The following is a 20,184-nucleotide window of genomic DNA, read 5'->3' on the forward strand; positions in this document are numbered from 1 at the left end:
TTGCTGGCGTGTCTGGGCACGCTGATCGGGGCTGCGCTGCTGGTGCTCGCATTGATGGTGGCGGTCGATCCCTATGACAGCGGCAAGCTCGGCCTGCTTGGCATCGACGGCGTCGATAATCGTCTGACCAAAATCACGGCCGCGAGCCGCGCGCGGGATCCGGATTTCAATGCCGCGATCCTGGGTAATTCGACGGCGCAGATGATCGAGCCGGCGGAATTGTCGCGCGCAACCGGCCTGCGATTCGTGCAGCTCTACATGACCGGTGCGTTCCCCCGCCAGGAACTCGCGGTGCTGGACTTCTTCCTGCGGAATCACCGGGAGGTCGGCGCACTGGTGATCGTGACTGACCCTGGCTGGTGCACGCATGCACGGGCGAAGGAGGAGGGCGGCGTCCCATTCCCCGACTGGCTCTATGACAGAACCGTCGTCACTTACGCTGCACGCCTGATCTCCTGGCAGGCCATCGAGCACGCCTTTCAACGCATCAGCATCGGCCTTGGCCGGCGACCAAGGATGAACCCCGACGGCTTTGTCAGCTACGAGGACATCTGGCCGCCGGGCCAATTCAAAGAAGTCGGCTGGCCCAGGGATCCGGCGCCGGCCTCGTCTGCCGAGATGCGGGCGACATTTCCCGAGATCGCTGCGCTGGCAGATATCGTCAGGGCATTGCCGGCCGATGTGCCCGTCGTCATCATCGTGCCGCCGACCTTGGCGACCACCGTGCCGAAGCCCGGTACGGAAGCCGCCTTGGAGCGCAGCGCCTGCGATGCCGCGCTGAAGAAAGTGGTCGCGGGCCGACCGCGCAGCAATTTCATCAGCTATCGCGTCGACAACGATCTCACGCGCGACCGCGCCAATTTTGCCGACTTCATCCATTATCGCCCAATTCTCGCGCGCAAGATCGAGCAGGGGATCGATGCGAGCCTGCGCGATGGGGAGAGCGCGAAGATCGATTTCTGAATCGTCTCAGCCGAGCTGTTCGAACCCGCCATCGAGCCAGAGCTTGCGTGCCAGCTTGCGCTGGATCTTGCCGCTGGTGGTCTTCGGCAGCGTGCCGGGCCGGATCAGCGCGATGTGACGCGCGGAGAGTTCGTGGTTGTCGGCGACGGCCTCGCGAATTCGGCCCTTGATCGCTTCGGTGTCGATCGAGTGGCGCGCGGTGCGCTCGATTTCCTGGACGATGACGAGCATTTCTTCGCCGGTCTCGTCCGGCACCGAGAACGCCGCGCCGCAGTTTTCGCGCAAAGCTCCATTGAGCGATTGCACCGTGCGCTCCACGTCCTGCGGATAATGGTTGATGCCACGGATGATGATGAGGTCCTTGATCCGTCCCGTGACGAACAATTCGCCTGTGACGTCGATGAAGCCGAGGTCGCCGGTGCGCAGCCACGCTCCGTCTTCGCCGGCAATCTGCGCATTGAGCCCCTCGCGCGTCGCCTCGTCGTTGCGCCAATAGGCGCGGGCAATATTGGCCCCACTCACCCATATCTCACCGACGCGGTCCGCGGGCAGCCGCGTGCGGTTGTCCGCGTCCACGATGGCGATCCGTTCGCCGGTGAGCGGGCGCCCGCAGCCGACGGCGACCTGTGTATCTTCGGCGTCGGAAGGCGCCTGCGCCGCATGCGCCTGCAGCGCCGTGCGGCTCACGCTGCGTGTGACATGACCGCCGCCACGGCGTCCGCCGGAAATCAGAAGCGTCGCTTCCGCCATTCCGTAGGCGGGATACATTGCGCGCGGATCGAAGCCGTGGGGCGCAAATGTCTGGATGAACCGCTCGATGGTTTCCGCATGCACCGGTTCTGCGCCGTTCAGTGCGATCCTGAGCGAGGACAGCTCGATGCCTTCCATCTGGTCGGCGCGATAGCGGCTGACGCAGAAATCGAAGCCGAAGTTCGGGCTGCATGCCACTTCCGCGCGATAACGCGCGATCGCGCGCAGCCAGCCGAGCGGCCGCTGCATGAACGCGTTCGGCGCCATCAGTACGCAGGTCGCGCCGACATAGAGCGCTTGCAGCGCGTTCAGGATCAGCCCCATGTCGTGATAGAGCGGCACCCAATTGACGTAAGTCGATTGCCGGCTGTTGCCGAGCGCGAGCCGGATCATCTCGAGATTGGCGAGCAGATTGGCGTGGCTCACCATTACGCCTTTGGGCGCGGACGTCGAGCCGGAGGTGTATTGCAGGAAGGCGATGTCGTCCGGCGCCGGCTCGGGTAGTTCGATTGTCTCACCTTCGGCCGCGGCGAGATCGACCTCGATCCAGCGAATGTGCTCATGCGCGAAGCGTGCCCGCAAATCACCGCGGAGCGCGACGGCCGAATTGGTCAGCGCCACCGCCGGCGTGCAATTGGCGAGGATCGGGGCGCTGGCATCGCGCGCGCCGTTTCGCCGCGGCATCATCATCGGCACGGCGATGATGCCGGCCATCAGACAGCCGAAGAACGCCACCATGAATTCGATGCCGGGCGGAAACACCAGGATGGCGCGATCGCCGGGACGCGCGGCCACGGTCAGTCGCGACGCGAGCGCGCCCGCGGCATCGTGCAGCTGTCGAAAGCTGAGGACAGCGTCCTCCGTCCCGCGATCGGAGACGAAGACATAGGCGCGGTCGTCGGCCTGCTCCGCCGCACGCCGGGCCAGCAATGCCACGAGCGAGCGGAAGGTTTCCATGGGTTGCGCCGACTTCAACCGCCCTCAGGCGGCGGGGCGGATTGCGCGCTTGTCGGCGAGAAACCGCGACAACGCCTCAACGGTCGGATGGTCGTAGAAGTCGTCCGTCGACAGCTCGAGGTCGAGCTTCTCCTCGAGTTCCATCATCAGGTAGACCAGCATCGCCGAATCGAGGCCCAGGCGGCTGAATTTCGTGCCGATATCGACGCGGTCGCTCGAAATTCGCAGGATATTTGCCAGGGCGGTAACGCAGAAATCCGAAATCTGCTCGCGTGTCATGTCATGTCCCAGAAACAATGGGAACGACAATAGGGGCGACCCCCTGGTTGTCAATTTGGTCGGAACGCCGCCGCGTTGAAGGTTGTGGACTGTTGCTTCCTTGCGTCGGCCGGTGCCCAATCCGTGCACGGGCTGGCGCCATTTCCTGCGGTCGATTGCGGCAAGCGCCCGTCGCGGCAGCGGCTTCCTGATTCGCTGGCGCGGCAACGCCGCGTTCAAGTAGGTCAGTTCTGGTAGTAATAGCCACGCGGTTGGTAAACCTGCCGGGGCTGCGGCTGATAGTAGGTGCCCTGCTGGCCGTAGCCCTGATTGTAGTATTGCTGCGGCTGCGGCTGATAGACCTGCGCGTCATAGAGCGGGCGGCTGCCGCGCGGCGCGGGGTAGCGCGCGCCGGTGTCGCTGCCGTCGGCCGGATAGATGTAGTTGTCGTCTTGCGGCATGTAGCGGCGGGCAGGTGCGGCCTGAGGCGTCAGGTTCACGGGATCGCCTGATGTGGCGTACTGCTCTTCGGCGGGCTGCGGCGCGCGGGCCACTGCCGTGGGATTGCGGCCACGCGGATTGCGGGCGAGCGCCACCTGCGCCGAGCCGGTCAGCGTTACCGTGGTGTTGAGCACGCCCTGCTGCTGCACCAGCGCGTAGAGCGTGGTGGCATTCTGGCGCGACAGCCGCACGCAGCCATGCGAGGCGGGCGTGCCGAGCCGGCCGACCGAGTCGGTGCCGTGGATGGCGTGCCCGACCTTGGTGAAGAAGATCGCGTGCGGCATCGGCGCGTCGTCGAATTCCTTGGAATAGTGATCCTCTTCCATGCGGAAGGCGCGGAACGCGCCGTTCGGCGTCTCCCGCGAGGGGATGCCTGTCGACACCGGCCAGTGGTAGCGCGCGACGCCGTCGACGGCGACGGTCATCTGCTGATTGTCCTTGTCGACGGTGATGTCGACCTTGGCCTGCGCGGCGCCCGCGCTCAAAAGCATCAGGGAGGTGAAAGCAATAAAAAACGAACGCATCTGACTCGTGGCCTCCGGCCTGTTCATACTAGGCGCCGCGGCTCTCCGTCCCCCGGCGTGCATTATGCCTGCAATCGCGCTTTCGTTCCAGCGGCCTGCAAAGCAAACCTTATTGCCATCGTTAACGGGACGCCCGGCGTAAGCAAGGCCGCTTTGTGCCGCAAAGCGAGCGGCAGCGCTGACATTTTCGCGAGCGGGAGATGCGTTCACAACGCCGACAATTCATCACAATGGTGCAACCATCCGGGGCGCAACCATTTGGCCGCATCGGCGTTGACGATCGCTGCCTCGACCGGCCGCTTCCGCGGCCGGTTTTACCTTTGGGAATGAAGATGAACAAAGTCTGCGTCGCCGCCGCTTCTCGGCCGGCTGGTCTGCCTTTCCGTGTGCTCTTCGCTGGCGCCGCCGTTCTGGCCGCGCTGTCCTGCGTCCCCCAGCCTGGCCATGCCCAAGGCATCGTTCGGGGCGCCCAGGAAGGTTCTTATGAAGGCAACCGGATCGCCGGCCCCGTCGGCGGCGTGGTTGGGGGCGCGGTCGGCGCCGGTGTCGGCGGTGCCGTCGGCGCGATCGAGGGGGTGTTCGGCATTCCCCATCGCGGCCACCGTCGGTGTCGCGGCTATTACGACGGATACAACCGCTTCCACTGCTATCGGTAGAGCTTGCGATTCCGGGGCGCGCGCGTGCCCCCCGGAATGACGGCCGGATCAGTTCTTCAACCGATATCCCGTGCGGAAAATCCACCAGATCACGACCAGGCAGATCACCAGGAACGCCGTTGTCATGCCGATGCTGACGGCCATGCTGACGTCCGCGATCTCGTAGAAGCTCCAGCGGAAGCCGGAGATCAGATAGACGACCGGATTGAGCAGCGCCACCGTGCGCCAGGCGGGCGGCAGCATGTCGATGGAATAGAAGCTGCCGCCGAGGAAGGTCAACGGCGTCACCACCAGCATCGGGATCATCTGCAGCTTTTCGAATCCGTCGGCCCAGATGCCGATGATGAAGCCGAACAGGCTGAACGTCACCGCCGTCAGCACAAGGAAGGCCAGCATCCAGACCGGATGATGGATGTGCAGCGGCACGAACAGGCCAGCCGTGGCGAGGATGATCAGGCCGAGGATGATCGATTTGGTCGCGGCCGCGCCGACATAGCCGAGCACGATCTCGAAATAGGAGATCGGCGCCGACAGGATCTCGTAGATCGTGCCGGTGAATTTCGGGAAGTAGATGCCGAACGAGGCGTTGGCGATGCTCTGCGTCAGCACCGAGAGCATGATCAGGCCCGGCACGATGAAGGTGCCGTAGCTGACGCCCTCGACCTGACTGATGCGCGAGCCGATCGCGGCGCCGAACACCACGAAATACAGCGAGGTCGAGACCACCGGCGAGACGATGCTTTGCAGCAGCGTGCGCCAGGTGCGCGCCATTTCGAACAGGTAGATGGCGCGGACAGCGCGGTAGTTCATGACGCCCTCACGAGATCGACGAAGATGTCCTCGAGCGACGATTGCGTCGTGTCGAGATCGTTGAAGCGGATGCCGGCTGTACGGAGATCGCCGAGCAGGCTGGTGATGCCGGTGCGCTCGCCCTTGGTGTCGTAGTCGTAGACCAGCGTCGCGCCGCCGTCGCAGAGGTCGAGCTCGTAATGCCTGAGGCTCTCCGGCAGCGCATCGAGCTTGCCTTGCAGATGCAGCGTCAGCCGCTTCTTGCCGAGCTTCTGCATCAAGGTGGCCTTGTCCTCGATCAGCACGATCTCGCCCTTGTTGATGACGCCGATGCGGTCGGCCATCTCCTCGGCTTCCTCGATGTAATGCGTGGTCAGGATGATGGTGACGCCGGATTGCTGGAGCGTGCGCACCACCTCCCACATGCCCTTGCGCAGTTCGACGTCGACCCCGGCGGTCGGCTCGTCCAGGAACAGGATCTGCGGCTCGTGCGACAGCGCTTTGGCGATCATCACGCGGCGCTTCATGCCGCCGGAGAGCGTGATGATCTTGCTGTCCTTCTTGTCCCACAGCGAGAGGTCTTTCAGCACCTTCTCGATATGATCGGGGTTCTTCGGCTTGCCGAACAGCCCGCGGGAGAAGCTCACGGTCGCCCACACGCTCTCGAAGGCATCGGTGTGCAATTCCTGCGGCACCAGCCCGATCAGCGAGCGCGCCTTGCGATAGGAGGTCTGGATGTTCTCGCCGCCGACGAGGACCTTGCCTTCGCTCGGATTGGCAATGCCGCAGATGATCGAGATCAGCGTGGTCTTGCCGGCGCCGTTGGGGCCGAGCAAGGCGAAGATTTCGCCGCGCGTGATGTCGAGATTGACGTTCTTGAGCGCCTTGAAGCCGGACCCATAGGTCTTCGACAAATTGGCGACGGAAATGATGGAGGACATGATGGCCGCAAGTCTGAGGGGCTAAGGCTGGGGAGGGGAGGCTGGAACCTACCGGGAGGGGCGGGTCAGCGGAGCCCTGACATAGGAAGGCCCTTGCGCGGCTGCAATTAGCGGGAGAAAAATGGCCTCGAAACAGCTCCTTCCGTGGCAGGTTTCGGGCAAGTGTTGCGCGATGGTCACGGCTTGATGCTAAGATCGTCGTTCACGCGGCTCTTTGTTGCGTCTGCGAGCAGGCCATGGCTACGATTCCGGCCGAAGCATATTCCCAGGGAAAAGATCGATGAGACCGAACGGCCGTCACACCGCTGGCGTCAGCCAGTTGTCCGCCCTCCGTGCCTGGGCGATGGGCCTGCTCCTGCTGTCAGCTGTTGCCATCAGCCCGACCACCGCCAAGGCGGCGCCAAGCCAGGCTGCCGTCGCGACCACGCATGTCTACCTGCTCCGCGGCGTGCTCAACATCTTCTCGCTCGGGCTCGACACGATCGGCGCCCGGCTCCAGGCGCAGGGCATCCCGGTGACCGTGGCGAATTTCGTGTCCTGGTCCTCGCTCGCGGATGAGGCCGCGACCGCCTACAAGGCCGGCCGGCTCAAGACCATCGTACTGGTCGGGCACTCCTCCGGCGCGACTGCGCTGCCAGACATGATCGCCAAGCTCAACCGTCTCGGCGTGCCCGTGAAACTCGCGATCGGGCTCGACTCCGTGTTCAAGACCAAGCTGTCGACCGGCGCGGAGCGCTACATCAACATCTATATCGGCGACGGCCCCGGCGAGCCGGTGAAGCGCGCGGACGGTTTTCGCGGCAAGCTCGACAATGTCGACGTCCGCGGCTCCGGCGTCGGCCACATCTCGATCGACAAGAACGAAGCGATCCAGCGCCGCGTGATTGCCGAGATCGACGCCGCAATCATGCGCTCGCGCGCACCGGCTCCGGTTGCCGAACCCGGCGCGCCCAGGTCGGCGCGCTCGGCGGCGGCAACGGCTCCCCGGAATTAAGCCGTTCGCAAGCAGGTGAATTGACAATGCCGCCGTCACGCCGACGGCGGCATTGTCGTATCTGCACAAGCCAAGCTCGATCACCTGCCGGTCGAGGAAGGGAACTCGGCGTACGATCTGGTGTTGTTACAGCATGACAAGCGGACGAAACGTCGGCCCCATGGCGGTTCAGCCCGAGCGGACGTGGGCCGGTCGGCCTGTTTCCGAAAATGTCCTTGAGAAAAAGCCGCAGCCTCAATCGAGCCAGTTGAGCGCGACGCGAGCCGGCTTGTTAAGACAGCACGCGCTGCGGACGCAGCGTGCGTTGCTCGCCGGCAACAGCGACGGTCGCAAGAGTTCCTCGAAGTGCAAGAGTTCCTCGAATTGACAGGCCGGCCTTCCGGTGTGCCGTCTGTCTGGGGCCAGTCCACGTGAAGATCTTTCAGTGCCCGTCATGCCGCCATCCTGTCTCGTTCGAGCACATCGCGTGCGCGAATTGCAGCACTGAGCTGGCGTTCGACTCCTCGCGCATCGAGATGACTAGGCTTGCATCCCATCAATCTTGCCGTAACCGCGAGATCATCGGCTGCAACTGGTGTGTCGAGGGCGCGGACTGGTATTGCGGCTCGTGCCGCCTCACGCGCACAATTCCAAACCTCGGCAGCACCAGAAACATCATGCTCTGGCGCCGTATGGAGGAAGCCAAGCGCCGTCTTCTCTATGATCTCAGTCGCCTCAAGCTTCCGCTCGCATCGCGCACCGGCGCAGAATTGGCTTTCGACATTCTTTCGGACGAGGTCGGTCCGATCGTGACGGGGCATCTCTCGGGCCTGATCACGCTCAACCTTGCGGAGGCCGACGATGTCGAACGGGAATCTCGCCGCGTGGCGTTCCGGGAGCCGTACCGCACGCTGCTCGGGCATTTCCGGCACGAGATCGGTCACTTCTATTGGGACCTGCTCGTCGACGGCACGACATTCCAGGCCCCGTTCAAGCTGATCTTCGGTGACCAGGCGCAGGACTATCAGGCCGCGATCAACTCCTATTACAGCCGCGCCGATCGTTCATACGACCGAAGCGGCTTCATCAGCGAGTACGCCACGTCCCACCCTTGGGAGGATTGGGCGGAAACGTTCGCGCATTTCCTGCATATCGTGTCGACGCTCGACTCGCTGGCAGGTTTGCCGTTGGCGCTGGACGAGCGCGCCCGGCAGACCCTGACGGATCCCTATCTCGAGAGCGACTTCGAGGCACTCTTGGCACTGTGGATGCCGCTTGCTCGCAGCATCAACGAACTCAACCGCTCGCTCGGGATGAGCGATGCATATCCCTTCGACATATCGCCGGCGGTCAAAGGCAAGCTGCATCTCGTCCATATGGCGATCAGCGCATTCCGCGCTCAGCAGAGCCTGGCGGCGTAACTTTCGCGGAGGACAGCCCCCGTTACGTCAGGAAGGTACGAATGCTGTCCGCGATTTCCTTCGCGTGCGTCTCCAGCGCGAAATGACCGGTGTCAAAGAACTGCACCACGGCGTTCGGATTATCGCGCTTGAACGCTTCGGCGCCGGGCGGAATAAAGAATGGGTCGTTCTTGCCCCAGACCGCGAGGAACGGCGGCGTGTGCTTGCGGAAATAGTCCTGGAAGGCCGGATAGAGCGAGACGTTGCTCTTGTAGTCGCCGAACAGGTCGAGCTGCACGTCGTCCGAGCCCGGGCGCGCAAGGTAGAAATTGTCGAGGTTCTGGCCGTCCGGTGACACGGTCATCGGATCGGGGACGCCATGCGTGTACTGCCAGCGCGTCGCTTCCGGCGTGAGGAGCGCGCGTAGCGCGTCGCGATTGGCCGGCGACGGATCCTGCCAATAGGTCTTGAGCGGAGTCCAGTCGTCGCTGAGCCCTTCCTCGTAGGCGTTGCCGTTCTGTGAGATGATTGCCGTGATCCGCTCGGGGTGACTGAGCGCAAGCCGGAAACCAGTCGGCGCGCCGTAATCGAAAACGTAGACCGCGAAACGGTCGAAGCCGATCATTTCGGTGAAGCGTTCGATCACGCGCGCGAAATTGTCGAACGTGTAACGGAAGCTTTCGCGCGAAGGCATGTCGGATTGGCCGAAGCCGGGAAGGTCGGGCGCTACGATATGAAACCTGTCCGCCAGCAGCGGGATGAGGTCACGAAACATGTGGCCTGCGCTGGGGAAGCCGTGCAGCAGCAGGAGTTTTGGCGCTCCGACACGACCGGCCTCGCGATAGAACACCTTGAAGCCCTCGACATCCGCGGTGCGGTACGCGATTGCGGCCATGACATTCTCCATTTTAGTAACCACTAAATTGCCAAATAAGAGGTTACGTCCCCTTACCGTAACTTGTCAACGCCGTTCTATCAGGTTATCTGAGTCCATGCTCCCGACCGGCCAAGGACCGCTCATGGACCGCCCGCCCGCCATGTTCATCGCCGACTCTCTCGGCCTCGACTTCCTCAACTCGGTGGCGACGCCGCTCGATACGCCGGTCGACTGGATCGATGATGGTCATGCCCTGATCGACTGGCTGGCGCAGGCGAAGCTGGTGCCCGCGGATGATCTGCACGCGCTGACGGCGCGCGCCACGCCGGACGAGCTGGACAAGGTTGCGGATCAGGCGCGCGCCTTGCGCGAATGGTTCAGGGGCTTCGTGCGCAAGCATGCAGGCCGACCGCTCACGACGGATGCATTGCGCGAGCTCGATCCGTTGAACAGCCTGCTGGAGCGCGACGAAGCGTTCAGCCGGATCGAGCCGGGCCATGCCGATGGCGGCGCTCTGGCATTGCGAATGAGGCGGCGCTGGCGATCGCCGGAGGCGCTATTGCTGCCGGTTGGCGAAGCCATGGCGAAGTTCGTTTGCGACGAGGATTTTTCGAACGTCAAGGCGTGCGAGGGGCACAACTGCACCATGCTGTTCGCCGACCACACGCGCAGACGCGCGCGGCGATGGTGCATCATGGCGGTCTGCGGCAACCGCGCGAAACAGGCCGCACACCGCAGCAGGCTCAAGAGCATGCAGTGATTGGGGGGCGAGATGCTGGAATGAGCGCGGATCGAGCCCCGGTTCCGTGCCCCAAATTCCACCCAATCGACCGTCACTAAGCGCCTTTGGGGGAGGCTGCAGCCTCCCGGAGTGGGACTGCTGGACTGATGATCGATTTGAGGCGACTTCTCGCGCTGGCAGCCGTTGCGCTGCTCGCCTTGAGCACCGGGACGACCGCTGCCTCACCTGCCAAGACGAAGCCCGCCGCGGCCGCACCCGCCGCGCCGCCGCCCCCACCGTTCGAGCCATTGCCGCCGCCGAAGATCTACCTGTTCCGTGGCGCCATGGGGCCGTTCTTCTCCACCGGCATGGACCGGCTCGAAGAGAAGCTGACGCAGGCCGGCTTTTCGGCCAACGTCTATGAATTCACCATCTGCCGATGGATCGGCGATCGTGCGATCTCCAGCTACAAGGAAGCGCCGGCGCCGATCGTGCTGATGGGGCATTCGATGGGCGGGCTTTGCTCGATCGTCATCTCCGAGATGGCGGCCAAGGAGAACATCCCGATCAGCCTCGTCATCACCATCGATCCCGCGCATGCGACCGGCGACGTGCCGCTCAATGTCGAGCGCTTCATCAACATCTATCTCTCCGACAGCGTGCTCGGCGGCGGCAACGTGGTCGCGGTGCCGGGCTATCGCGGTCACTATGCGAGCTATGACCTGAAGGAGAACGCGCGGGTCAGCCACATCAACATCGAGAAGTCCGACGACATCCACCGTCAGATCGTCGACATGGTCACGCAGTTGCCGCGCATTCCGCCCCAGACGCAGGTCGATGCCGTGCCGCTGCGTTATCTCGTGCCGGCGAATACGCTGGTCGAATTGTGGGACAGTGGCGTGCGGCTACCGGTGCGCCGCGGCGACACCATGGAGAGCATCGCGGCAGCCAATCGCGTGCCGCTGTGGTCGCTGGCGCAGAGCAACTCGCTGCCGGAGAACGCGACGCTCACCCCCGGCCAGTCCATCATCGTTCCACGCCACCTGACGCCGCCGGAGCCGACAGCCGCCATGGCGACCCCCCCGCCGGGACGGCGGTAAGCAGTCAGCAACGGAGATGGTCGGGATGGGCTGATGCAGGCACCATCCCTCGCGGCCCCTGTCATTCACGCATCTTGTGCCGCGGCAGCCATCTTGATGCGGGTGTCGCCAAGGAGGAGCGAGCCGTGGCGGAAGCCCGGCCCGCCGGGCGATAGGGCGCGGCGAGAAGCATCATAAACAATGCCCTGTCAGCCGCATATTTGGCAGCGGGTCGGCCATTTTCGAAGCCGTGCATGACCAGGCGTCCTTCCGTCGTGCAGACACGCCATCGCCATGTCCTTCGACCGCACTTCTTCAGGAACACTTCGAATGTCGGGAGGTGTTCGGGCATGTCGATCACCCGTGCCGGCTTGCCGTCAGGCGCGTGGTGGCGTTCCCCATCGCCCGGCTCGGAGCCTGAAAGGTGAGCGGAAAGGCGGAGACGGCGAGCTTCTCGATCGCCGAGCGCTCCTCGGACACACGTCTCTCGATGAACCGCCGTTCGAACTCGGTCAGCTCGGTCTTGAGCAACCGCTGATAGCGGCTGATGTTGCTGCGGTGGCCGCGCAACAAGGCCAGCTCTTCATCAAGCATCATCGCAATCCCCGTCGAGCTGTCATTGCCTAGGCTGCGAGGCCGGTTCGTTCGACCGATCGCGTGCGGACCGGCTTGCCGCCCGGAGGGCCCTTCGGATGATGGTCGAGGCTCGCGAGCGCTTCCAGAATTTCGTCGATGGTGACGGCTTTGTCCGAGCCGGGCAGCTCCCGCAATGTCGGGCTCGAGGCGACACTGGCTGCGTCCGAAGCCCAGGACGCGAGGATCGCGCGCTTCTCGCCGATCGACAAAGTTGGATCGGCTATGACGTCGCGGGGATGATCATAGACGGAGCCAGGGTGCAATATCGCGTTCAGATCGATGATGTTGTCGGCATGATCGAGCATGAGAGGTCCTCCTCCTTTCTCTAAAACCTCTGACTTGCATTCGGGTACGCGATCGAAGGCCATGGCCCATCCCGCCCGACGATCGGGCGGGATCACCGGGCCTCCGACAGACCGAATTCAGGCGGCTTTGCCCTCGAGTTGATGCACGTTGCCGGACGGCGCGGCATTGATGGCAATTCGCCGCGGCTTCATGGCTTCAGGGATTTCTCGGACCAGTTCGATCTTGAGCAAGCCGTTCTCGAACGAGGCGCTGTGCACCTGAACATACTCGGCCAGGTTAAACTGCCGCTTGAACGGTCGCGCGGAAATGCCCCGGTAGAGATATTCGCGTTCGGTTCTGTCCGGCTTGTTTCCCTCGACGGTCACCGCATTCTGCTCGGCCGTCACCGCGACCTCGTTGGGTGAGAAACCCGCAATCGCAAGCGAAATCTGGTAGCGATCCTCGCCGAGACGTTCGATGTTGTAGGGAGGATAGTTGTCCTCGCCGGCACGCTGTGCCGTTTCAACGAGGTCGAAAAGGCGGTCGAAGCCAACGGTCGAACGCCACAAGGGAGAGAAGTCGTAAGTGCGCATAGCCAGATCCTCCAAGGAGCAAAATGGATACGAACGACACCGGACACGACCGGTGCCCGTCTCAGCTTCCCGACCCTCCAGGCGTCGGGAACGCCACCTCTCGGCGGCAGCGGAAAAATAAAAAAAGCCCGTTTTGGTTTCAAGAGGGGGGCTCAAAATTTTTCGGAAACCCTGGCGCCTCCCGCTGACGTAGCTCGGATTACACGTTCGATCCGTGGATCGCTTCGATCACGGCATCGGTCACGTCCTTCGTCGTCGCCTTGCCGCCGACATCGGGCGTCAGCACGCCGGCCGCGCAGACGCGCTCCACCGCCGCCATCAACCGCACCGCCGCGTCCTTCTCGCCCAGATGCTCCAGCATCTGTGCGCCGGTCCAGAACGTCGCGACCGGGTTGGCGATGCCCTTGCCGGTGATGTCGAAGGCCGAGCCGTGGATCGGCTCGAACATCGAGGGGAAGCGGCGCTGCGGGTCGATATTGGCGGTTGGCGCGACGCCGAGGCTGCCCGCCAGCGCCCCGGCGAGGTCGGAGAGGATGTCGGCGTGCAAATTGGTCGCGACAATGGTGTCGAGGCTCTTCGGATCCAGCGTCATGCGCACCGTCATGGCGTCGACCAGCATCTTGTCCCAGGTCACATCGGGGAATTCGGCCGCGACTTCGGCGGCGATCTCGTCCCACATCACCATGCCATGGCGCTGCGCGTTCGACTTGGTCACCACGGTCAGGAACTTGCGCGGGCGCGACCGCGCCAGCTCGAACGCATAGCGCATGATCCGCGTCACGCCGACGCGGGTGAACACCGCGACCTCGGTGCCGACCTCTTCGGGGAGACCCCTGTGGGCGCGGCCGCCCATGCCGGCATATTCGCCCTCGGAATTCTCGCGCACGATCACCCAGTCGAGGTCGCCGACGCCGACATTGCGCAGCGGCGAGGCGACGCCCGGCAAGATCTTGGTCGGCCGCACATTGGCGTATTGGTCAAAGCCCTGGCAGATCGGCAGCCGCAGGCCCCACAGCGTGATGTGATCGGGCACGTCGGGCACACCGACCGCGCCGAAATAGATCGCGTCGAATTTCTTGAGCTCCGCGAGACCGTCGGCCGGCATCATCACGCCGTGCTTCTTGTAATAGTCCGAACCCCAGTCGAAGGTCTTGATGTTGAAGGCGAGGTCACCGCTGCGGTTGGCCAGCGCCTCCAGCACGCGGACGCCGGCGGAGATGACCTCGGGGCCGATGCCGTCCGCCGGTATCGCTGCAATCGAATGGGTACGCATGAAGGGCTCCGTCCAGATGTCGGTGGGGTTGCGTAACGCTAGCGAACCTAGGCGGGGAAGGGGCCGGGACTCAATCGGCGCTGGTTTATACAAAAAAATGATATAATCCCGTCACAGGATCAGAGGACCGGTGGATGGAATTGCATCAGTTGCGATGCTTCGTGGCGGCGGCCGAGCAGTTGCATTTCGGCCGCGCGGCGCAGCATCTCCAGATGCTGCCCTCCGCGCTCGGCCGCCAGATCAGGCTGCTGGAGCAGGATCTGGGCACGCGGCTGTTCGCGCGGACGACGCGTGCGGTGTCGCTGACGGAAGATGGCGTGACGCTGCTGCGTGATGCCCGTGCCATCCTCGCCCGCGTCGAGGCGGTCGAGACCAACCTGCGCAATCGCGCGCGCGCGGGGGCTGCTCGAAAACTCCGGGTCGGCGCCATCGACAGTGCCGCGGCGGGGCTGTTACCGGCGCTGCTGCGCGATTTTCGCGCAAAGCATCCCGATATCGCAGTGCAGCTCCTGGAAGAGAAGACCGTCCGGCTGCTGCCGAAGATCCTGACCGGCGCGCTCGATCTTGCCTTCGTGCGTCCACCGGCTCAGCGGGACAAGCGGCTCGAATTCCGCGATCTGCTGCAGGAAACAGCCATCGTGGCCTTCCCGCAGCGCCACGCGCTGGCCAAACGCAAGTCGATCACGCCGGCGGAGATCGCCGAGGAGGCGATGCTGGTGCCGGATCGTCGCTCGCGGCCGCACAGCCACGACCTCACGATAAGACTATTCGAGCAGGCAGGCCTCACGCCGCGCGTCGTGCAGGTCGCCGACGAGAAGCAGACCATCATCAATCTCGTCGCAACCAGGCTCGGGGTCGCGATCGTGCCGCGCTGGACCATGCGGATGGCGGTGTCAGGCGTGCGCTTCGTGCCGCTGCGGCCAAAGCAGATCGGGCCCGTCGGCCGGCTGCCGCTCGCTGCCGCATGGCTGCGCGGCTCGCGCGACCCCGCCCGCGACGCAATGCTCTCCGTGCTCGAGACGCGCCTGCGCAGCTATGCGCGCGACGCCTGAGGCGCTATGACATCGACTTGGCGAGAGGGGTGATGCGATGGCTGAACGGACAGCTTCGAACGAATTGCGGGTTGCCGTCGCGGGGCTCGGCTCGATCGGCACCAAGATCGCGACCGCGCTCGATCAGGGCATCGAGGGATTGACGCTCTCCGCCGTGGCGGTGCGCGATCCTGCAAAGCATCAGAAATTGCTCGGCAGCCTGCGTCGTCCGCCATCCCTACTGCCGCTCGACCAGCTCGGCGACGCCGCCGATATCGTGGTGGAGTGCGCGCCGAGCAGCCAACTCCGCGCGATCGTCGAGCCCGCGGTGAAACGCGGCAGGGCCGCGGTCGTTGTCAGCGTCGGTGGGCTGCTCGACAATTTTGATCTCGTCGATCTCGCCCGGGCCAATGGCGGCCGCATCCTCGTGCCGACCGGCGCGCTGATCGGGCTCGACGCCGTCAACGCCGCCGCGATCGGCACAATTCACTCGGTGAAGATGGTGACGCGCAAGCCGATCGACGGCTTGAAGGGCGCGCCGTTCATCGTCCAGAACAACATCGATATCGACAATCTGCGCGAGCCGCTCAAGCTGTTCGAGGGGACCGCGCGAGAGGCAGCGAAAGGCTTTCCGGCCAATCTCAACGTCGCGGTCGCGCTGTCGCTCGCGGGCGTCGGGCCGGATCGCACCCAGGTGCAAATCTGGGCCGACCCGACTGTGACGCGCAATGTTCACCGCATCGAGGTCGAGGCGGATTCGGCGCGCTTCTCGATGTCAATCGAGAACATCCCCTCCGAGAATCCTAAGACCGGATTGATCACGGCGCTGTCGGTGATCGCGCTGCTCCGCAAGCAGCGCGCCACGTTGTGTGTGGGGACGTAACTTTCAAGCGCCCGTCACGCGCCAGATCACGTTGCCGACGTCGTCGGCCATCAGCAGCGATTTCTTGTCGGGACCGATCACGACGCCGACCGGACGGCCGTAGGATTCTTTCTCGTCCGGCGCGAGGAAGCCGGACAGGATGTCGCGTGCTGGACCCGAAGGCTTTCCGTTCTCGAACGGGATGAACACAAGCTTGTAGCCGGACAGCGTGCTGCGATTCCACGAGCCGTGCTGGCCGATCGCCATGCCGTCGGGGAAGCCCGGCAGCGTGCCCGCGGGCATCCAGCACAGGCCGAGCGAGGCGGTGTGGCCGCCGAGCGCGTAGTCAGGCGTGAGTGCCTTGGCGACCATCGCCGGATCCTGCGGCACGCGGTCATCCACCGTCTTGCCCCAGTAGCAATAGGGCCAGCCGTAGAACCCGCCGTCGCGTACCGAGGTCAGGTAGTCCGGCGGCGTTTCGTCGCCGAGGCCGTCGCGCTCGTTGACGACGGTCCAGAGCACACCGGTCGTCGGCTCCCAGGCGAGACCAACCGGGTTCCGCAGGCCGGCGGCGAAGATGCGGTGCGTACCGGCGACGAGGTCGAGCTCGTAGACCGCGGCGCGGCCTTCCTCGACCTCCATGCCCATCTCGCCGATGTTGCTGAGCGAGCCGACGCCGGCATAGAGTTTCTTGCCGTCGGGGCTTGCGAGCAGGCTGCGGGTCCAGTGGCCGCTCGGCTTGAAAGTGGTGAGGCGCTTGCCCGGCGCGGTGATGCGATCGGCATTCGCCACGTACGGGAAGGCCATCACGCCGTCGGTGTTGCCGACATAGAAGGTGTCGCCGACCAGCGCCATGCCGAACGGCTGGCTGAGGTTTTCCATGAACGCGCCGCGATACTCCGCGACGCCGTCGCCATCCTTGTCGCGCAGCAGCGTGATGCGGTTGGCGCTGACGCCGAGCGCGGCGGCGCGCCGCATCGTCGCTTGCATTGCGTAGTGAAACACGGACCGCGGCGCCCCCGCGATCTGCGTCGCCTCCGCGATCAGCACGTCGCCATTGGGCAGCACCTCGATCCAGCGCGGATGGTCGAGGCCGGTCGCGAACGCATTGACCTTGAGCCCGGGTGCGACCGTCGGCTTCTGTCCTTCGCTCCAGCCCCGCGCCGTCGGCATCTTCAGTGTCGGAATGGCGCCTTGCGGTTTTGCTTCGGGAATCGCGGGCGACTGGCCCCAGGCCGGCGCAGGCACGGTGCCTGACAGCTTCCGCCATTGCAGCGCGATGCCGCCGAGAAGCGCAACGAACTGCGCAAAGATGCTGGAAAACGTCATGAGAAGCCCCTGTTTGCGGGCGCATCCAACGGGCTGGCGGGGCAGACGTCAACCTGTGCGATGGGCCGCGGGGCTCTATTCCCGTGGAATGGCAGCCGTTCGAATTTGCATGGGACGAATGCCGGCAAGCGGGGCCCGGAGATCAGTGGCCGATCTGCCGCTCTGCCCGGCGCGCCGCGCGAAAATCATCCAGATGATGGATGTTCGGCGCGAGCGCGGCCTCCCTGGACAGGAGATGATAGACACGCGCCACGGTGCGCTGCTTCTGCTTCGGCCGCCCCGGCGGCAGCGCCCGCGCCTTGCGGACGGCGGCGATCGCGTGCTCGCGAAAATAATCGTAGGCGTCGGACATGGCTCGATGCTCTGCGGTCAGTGGCAGGTATCGAGAGGCTAACGGCCTGGAGGGAAGGCAGTTCCTCTCGCTGTCGTCCCGGCCTAGTGCGCAATTGCGCACGGGGGGCCGGGACGACAGCGAATGTGGGGCGCGTCCGCCGCTCTCAGCGCGGCGACAGGAACGGGATGATCATCGGCACGCGGCGGCAATAGGCGCCGTAGGCGTCTTCGCCGAGCTCCTTGGACAGGAACACTTCTTCCATCCGGCCCTTCTGCCACATGCCGAGCGAGATCAGGATCGCGCCGAGCATCGCGGTCACCGTGCCGACCGCGATGCCGGTCACCAGCATGCCGAGGATCAGGCCGGTGTAGATCGGATGGCGTACGATGCCGTACGGGCCGGTGTCGATGACGCGGTGGTCTTGCTTGTGGGTGATGGTGTTGGACCAGAATTGTCCGAGATGCAGCCGTCCCCACCAGGTGAAGGAGATGCCGGCCAGCACGATCAGCGCCACCACGTAGACAGCTGTATTGCTGAACACCCAGAGCGGCTTCTCGCCGAGCACTTCCGCGGTCCATGGCGTGAACAGGATGCCGCCGACCAGGATCGGGATGCGATAGCGGCCGGACTCCAGCGTCATTACCTGCTTCTGGGTGCGGCCCTGCCAGAACGAGGCGCCGACCCAGCTTGCGAGCCAGGCGAGCCAGATCAGGGCGAGCAGTTGCGTCGGCCAAGTCGTGGTCCAACCACCCCAGGCGACAGAGAGAAGCTTGCTGAAATCGAAGGACATGCGGAAAGGTTCTTTGGGTTGGGCGGCAGCTCAGCTGGCGCGCGAGGAGAGCGCGTGATGCTCGATGGCGCCGGAGGCAAGCGCGCCGCCGCGGGCGAGAAGATGGGTGATGGTTTCGCGCAGGACCGGCTCGATGGGGCGCGGCGCGTAGCCGAGTTCGGTGCGCGCCTTGCTGATCGAGAGGTCGCTCGCGGCGAGCGCAATGCGCACGCCCTCGGCGGTGCCGTTGGGCGGCCTGCGCGTGATGCGGTCAGAGAGATATTCGAGCATGATGCCGGACAGCTCGGCCATCTTGCCGGGAACGACGACCGGGAATTGCCGGCGGCCGCTCATCGCGGACATCATCCGCAGAATCTGGCCGAGCCTGACGCAGTCGCCGCCGAGGATGTAGCGCTGGCCGTTACGCCCGCGTTCCATGGTCAGCACGAGGCCCATGGCAACGTCGCGAACGTCGACGAGATTGACCGGGAAGTCGAGATGCGGCTGCACTTTCTTCTGCAGGAAGTACCACAGCATCGCAGTCGGCGGCGTCAGATTGTGGTCGGCAGCACCGATCGGCATGGTCGGGGTGCCGATCACCAGCGGAAAACCTTCAGCTGCGGCCTTCGCGGCGCAATGCTCGGCCAGCGATTTCGACCGCGTGTAGGCGCCCGGCATCGCATCGGCCGGCTGCAGCGCCTCTTCGGCGGGAACACCGTTGAGGTCGGAATAGGGGAATAGGATCGATTCCGTCGAGCAGTGCAGAAAGCGCGAGACCCCGCGCTTCATCGCGGCCGCGAGCACGATCTCGGTGCCGCGGCAATTGACGTCGTGAAAGGCCTGCTTGTCGGCGACCCACATGCCGGGCAGGCCCGCGAGGTGATAGACCTGATCGACCCCAGCAATCGCGGCATCGACCGCGGCACCGTCGAGCACCGAGCCTTGGGCATATTCAACGTCGGCATACGGCGCGGCAGGCGCACGGACGTCGAGAACACGCACCCGCTGCCCACGGGCGCGGAGCGCTTCTACAAGATGATGTCCGATGAAGCCGCTGCCACCGGTAACCAGTACGAGAGCCATGCAGTAGGTTTGCTGTTTCGCGTCTAGAACTATCGGGTTGAAAGGGAATTGGTCGGAGCAGGCGCCAGAATCGCGGCAAGGTCGCGACGGAAGCCCAATGCAATGAATAATTTTGCCATGACAAACATCGGTCCAAGCAGAAAATGCGTGGGGTGGTCGACCATCGACGGCTGCCGCTCCTCGAAAACCTTGTGACCGACGATTTGCGACGCGACGCCGAGCCCGATCAGCACCACAAAAATCGACCACATCATGACGATCGAGACCTGATTGCCAATCGCGGTTGCGACCGAAAGCAGCACGATCATCGAGGCGAGGATGCCGAGCCCGATCCCGGCGTCCAGCATCAGCCAGTAGGCCAGCACCGGCAGGGCAAGAACCATGGCCAGGCTGACCTCGATCCCGAACACCGGGAAATGGACCAGCGTCAGCGGCAGCACGGCGCCGGTGAAGAGCAGGAGGATGCCGACCACGTGCATCGCGCAGTTCCAGGGATCGCGATGATATTCGACGTAGTCGGCCAGCTGACGTTGAAAATAACTGGCCATCTCGGTCTCGTGCAGCATGGGGTCGGGCAGGGCGAAAAAAGCCTATAGCACC

At 64.3% G+C, this 20,184-nt stretch carries 23 protein-coding genes; 8 read left to right on the forward strand and 15 right to left on the reverse strand.

Going from position 1 to position 20,184, the window contains the following annotated elements; translation table 11 throughout:
- Nucleotides 1-963 carry a hypothetical protein gene (locus tag IVA93_RS09170; protein WP_018454260.1) on the forward strand — a complete coding sequence of 321 codons (963 nt, stop codon included), beginning with the start codon at nucleotides 1-3 and terminating at the stop codon, nucleotides 961-963.
- Nucleotides 964-969: 6 nt separating this feature from the next.
- On the opposite strand, the gene IVA93_RS09175 is transcribed toward IVA93_RS09170, so the two are convergent.
- The 3 genes from IVA93_RS09175 to IVA93_RS09185 are packed head-to-tail and all read right to left on the reverse strand — an operon-like array spanning nucleotide 970 to nucleotide 3,980.
- Nucleotides 970-2,670 carry a fatty acyl-AMP ligase gene (locus IVA93_RS09175; protein ID WP_026232700.1) on the reverse strand — a complete coding sequence of 567 codons (1,701 nt, stop codon included), beginning with the start codon at nucleotides 2,668-2,670 and terminating at the stop codon, nucleotides 970-972.
- A gap of 24 nt (nucleotides 2,671-2,694) precedes the next feature.
- Nucleotides 2,695-3,168 carry an acyl carrier protein gene (locus IVA93_RS09180; RefSeq protein ID WP_245288381.1) on the reverse strand — a complete coding sequence of 158 codons (474 nt, stop codon included), beginning with the start codon at nucleotides 3,166-3,168 and terminating at the stop codon, nucleotides 2,695-2,697.
- A 5-nt stretch (nucleotides 3,169-3,173) separates the two neighbouring features.
- The gene (locus IVA93_RS09185; protein ID WP_085349071.1) at nucleotides 3,174-3,980 is read right to left on the reverse strand and encodes a L,D-transpeptidase; all 807 of its coding nucleotides are present in this window, start codon (nucleotides 3,978-3,980) and stop codon (nucleotides 3,174-3,176) included.
- A 305-nt stretch (nucleotides 3,981-4,285) separates the two neighbouring features.
- Here IVA93_RS09185 and IVA93_RS09190 point away from each other — a divergent pair, with 305 nt between their 5' ends.
- Nucleotides 4,286-4,609 carry a hypothetical protein gene (locus IVA93_RS09190; protein WP_026232701.1) on the forward strand — a complete coding sequence of 108 codons (324 nt, stop codon included), beginning with the start codon at nucleotides 4,286-4,288 and terminating at the stop codon, nucleotides 4,607-4,609.
- Nucleotides 4,610-4,657: 48 nt separating this feature from the next.
- Here the strand turns inward: IVA93_RS09190 and IVA93_RS09195 are convergent, their stop codons facing one another.
- Together IVA93_RS09195 and IVA93_RS09200 are read right to left on the reverse strand one after the other, a co-directional pair.
- Nucleotides 4,658-5,419 (reverse strand): ABC transporter permease, encoded by a 762-nt coding sequence (locus IVA93_RS09195; RefSeq protein WP_018454266.1) that lies wholly within the window; start codon nucleotides 5,417-5,419, stop codon nucleotides 4,658-4,660.
- Complete coding sequence (locus tag IVA93_RS09200; RefSeq protein WP_018454267.1) at nucleotides 5,416-6,339, reverse strand: ABC transporter ATP-binding protein; 924 nt, start codon at nucleotides 6,337-6,339, stop codon at nucleotides 5,416-5,418. The genes IVA93_RS09195 and IVA93_RS09200 overlap by 4 nt, the downstream gene beginning before the upstream one ends.
- Nucleotides 6,340-6,619: 280 nt before the next feature.
- On the opposite strand from IVA93_RS09200, the gene IVA93_RS09205 reads away from it, so the two are divergent.
- Entirely contained in the window at nucleotides 6,620-7,333 is a 714-nt protein-coding gene (locus IVA93_RS09205; RefSeq protein WP_018454268.1) for a hypothetical protein, read from the forward strand.
- 410 nt (nucleotides 7,334-7,743) lie between these two features.
- The gene (locus IVA93_RS09210) at nucleotides 7,744-8,733 is read left to right on the forward strand and encodes a zinc-binding metallopeptidase family protein (protein WP_026232702.1); all 990 of its coding nucleotides are present in this window, start codon (nucleotides 7,744-7,746) and stop codon (nucleotides 8,731-8,733) included.
- A gap of 22 nt (nucleotides 8,734-8,755) precedes the next feature.
- Here the strand turns inward: IVA93_RS09210 and IVA93_RS09215 are convergent, their stop codons facing one another.
- Complete coding sequence (locus tag IVA93_RS09215) at nucleotides 8,756-9,607, reverse strand: alpha/beta fold hydrolase (RefSeq protein WP_247789750.1); 852 nt, start codon at nucleotides 9,605-9,607, stop codon at nucleotides 8,756-8,758.
- A gap of 124 nt (nucleotides 9,608-9,731) precedes the next feature.
- On the opposite strand from IVA93_RS09215, the gene IVA93_RS09220 reads away from it, so the two are divergent.
- Nucleotides 9,732-10,349: a CGNR zinc finger domain-containing protein gene (locus IVA93_RS09220; RefSeq protein ID WP_026232704.1), complete on the forward strand. Its 618-nt coding sequence runs from the start codon at nucleotides 9,732-9,734 to the stop codon at nucleotides 10,347-10,349.
- A 128-nt stretch (nucleotides 10,350-10,477) separates the two neighbouring features.
- Nucleotides 10,478-11,410: a LysM peptidoglycan-binding domain-containing protein gene (locus IVA93_RS09225; protein ID WP_018454272.1), complete on the forward strand. Its 933-nt coding sequence runs from the start codon at nucleotides 10,478-10,480 to the stop codon at nucleotides 11,408-11,410.
- Between the two features lie 336 nt (nucleotides 11,411-11,746).
- Here the strand turns inward: IVA93_RS09225 and IVA93_RS09230 are convergent, their stop codons facing one another.
- From IVA93_RS09230 to IVA93_RS09245, 4 genes are all read right to left on the reverse strand, one after another.
- Nucleotides 11,747-11,986 (reverse strand): hypothetical protein, encoded by a 240-nt coding sequence (locus IVA93_RS09230; protein WP_018454273.1) that lies wholly within the window; start codon nucleotides 11,984-11,986, stop codon nucleotides 11,747-11,749.
- 26 nt (nucleotides 11,987-12,012) lie between these two features.
- A complete protein-coding gene (locus IVA93_RS09235; RefSeq protein WP_018454274.1) occupies nucleotides 12,013-12,330 on the reverse strand; it encodes a hypothetical protein in 318 nt (105 codons plus the stop codon).
- Between the two features lie 117 nt (nucleotides 12,331-12,447).
- On the reverse strand, nucleotides 12,448-12,903 hold the full coding sequence (gene hspD, locus IVA93_RS09240) for a small heat shock protein HspD (protein WP_018454275.1): 456 nt from the start codon (nucleotides 12,901-12,903) through the stop codon (nucleotides 12,448-12,450).
- 199 nt (nucleotides 12,904-13,102) lie between these two features.
- Nucleotides 13,103-14,176: a tartrate dehydrogenase gene (locus IVA93_RS09245; RefSeq protein WP_247789751.1), complete on the reverse strand. Its 1,074-nt coding sequence runs from the start codon at nucleotides 14,174-14,176 to the stop codon at nucleotides 13,103-13,105.
- A gap of 134 nt (nucleotides 14,177-14,310) precedes the next feature.
- On the opposite strand from IVA93_RS09245, the gene IVA93_RS09250 reads away from it, so the two are divergent.
- Together IVA93_RS09250 and IVA93_RS09255 are read left to right on the forward strand one after the other, a co-directional pair.
- Nucleotides 14,311-15,228: a LysR family transcriptional regulator gene (locus tag IVA93_RS09250; RefSeq protein ID WP_018454277.1), complete on the forward strand. Its 918-nt coding sequence runs from the start codon at nucleotides 14,311-14,313 to the stop codon at nucleotides 15,226-15,228.
- Between the two features lie 37 nt (nucleotides 15,229-15,265).
- Complete coding sequence (locus IVA93_RS09255; protein WP_018454278.1) at nucleotides 15,266-16,090, forward strand: aspartate dehydrogenase; 825 nt, start codon at nucleotides 15,266-15,268, stop codon at nucleotides 16,088-16,090.
- A gap of 3 nt (nucleotides 16,091-16,093) precedes the next feature.
- Here IVA93_RS09255 and IVA93_RS09260 read toward each other — a convergent pair whose 3' ends face one another.
- The 5 genes from IVA93_RS09260 to IVA93_RS09280 form a co-directional block, all read right to left on the reverse strand.
- Nucleotides 16,094-17,398, reverse strand: coding sequence for a PQQ-dependent sugar dehydrogenase (locus tag IVA93_RS09260; RefSeq protein WP_018454279.1), 1,305 nt, complete (start codon nucleotides 17,396-17,398; stop codon nucleotides 16,094-16,096).
- Between the two features lie 142 nt (nucleotides 17,399-17,540).
- Entirely contained in the window at nucleotides 17,541-17,750 is a 210-nt protein-coding gene (locus IVA93_RS09265; protein ID WP_018454280.1) for a hypothetical protein, read from the reverse strand.
- A 145-nt stretch (nucleotides 17,751-17,895) separates the two neighbouring features.
- A complete protein-coding gene (locus tag IVA93_RS09270) occupies nucleotides 17,896-18,522 on the reverse strand; it encodes a methyltransferase family protein (protein WP_007600907.1) in 627 nt (208 codons plus the stop codon).
- 30 nt (nucleotides 18,523-18,552) lie between these two features.
- Nucleotides 18,553-19,584, reverse strand: coding sequence for an NAD-dependent epimerase/dehydratase family protein (locus tag IVA93_RS09275; protein ID WP_018454281.1), 1,032 nt, complete (start codon nucleotides 19,582-19,584; stop codon nucleotides 18,553-18,555).
- Nucleotides 19,585-19,613: 29 nt separating this feature from the next.
- Nucleotides 19,614-20,150, reverse strand: a complete 537-nt coding sequence (locus tag IVA93_RS09280) for an Mpo1 family 2-hydroxy fatty acid dioxygenase (RefSeq protein ID WP_018454282.1) — start codon at nucleotides 20,148-20,150, stop codon at nucleotides 19,614-19,616.
- Nucleotides 20,151-20,184: the final 34 nt, after the last annotated feature.

Origin of the sequence: Bradyrhizobium sp. 155, assembly GCF_023101105.1 — a bacterium.
Lineage (GTDB): Bacteria > Pseudomonadota > Alphaproteobacteria > Rhizobiales > Xanthobacteraceae > Bradyrhizobium > Bradyrhizobium canariense_D.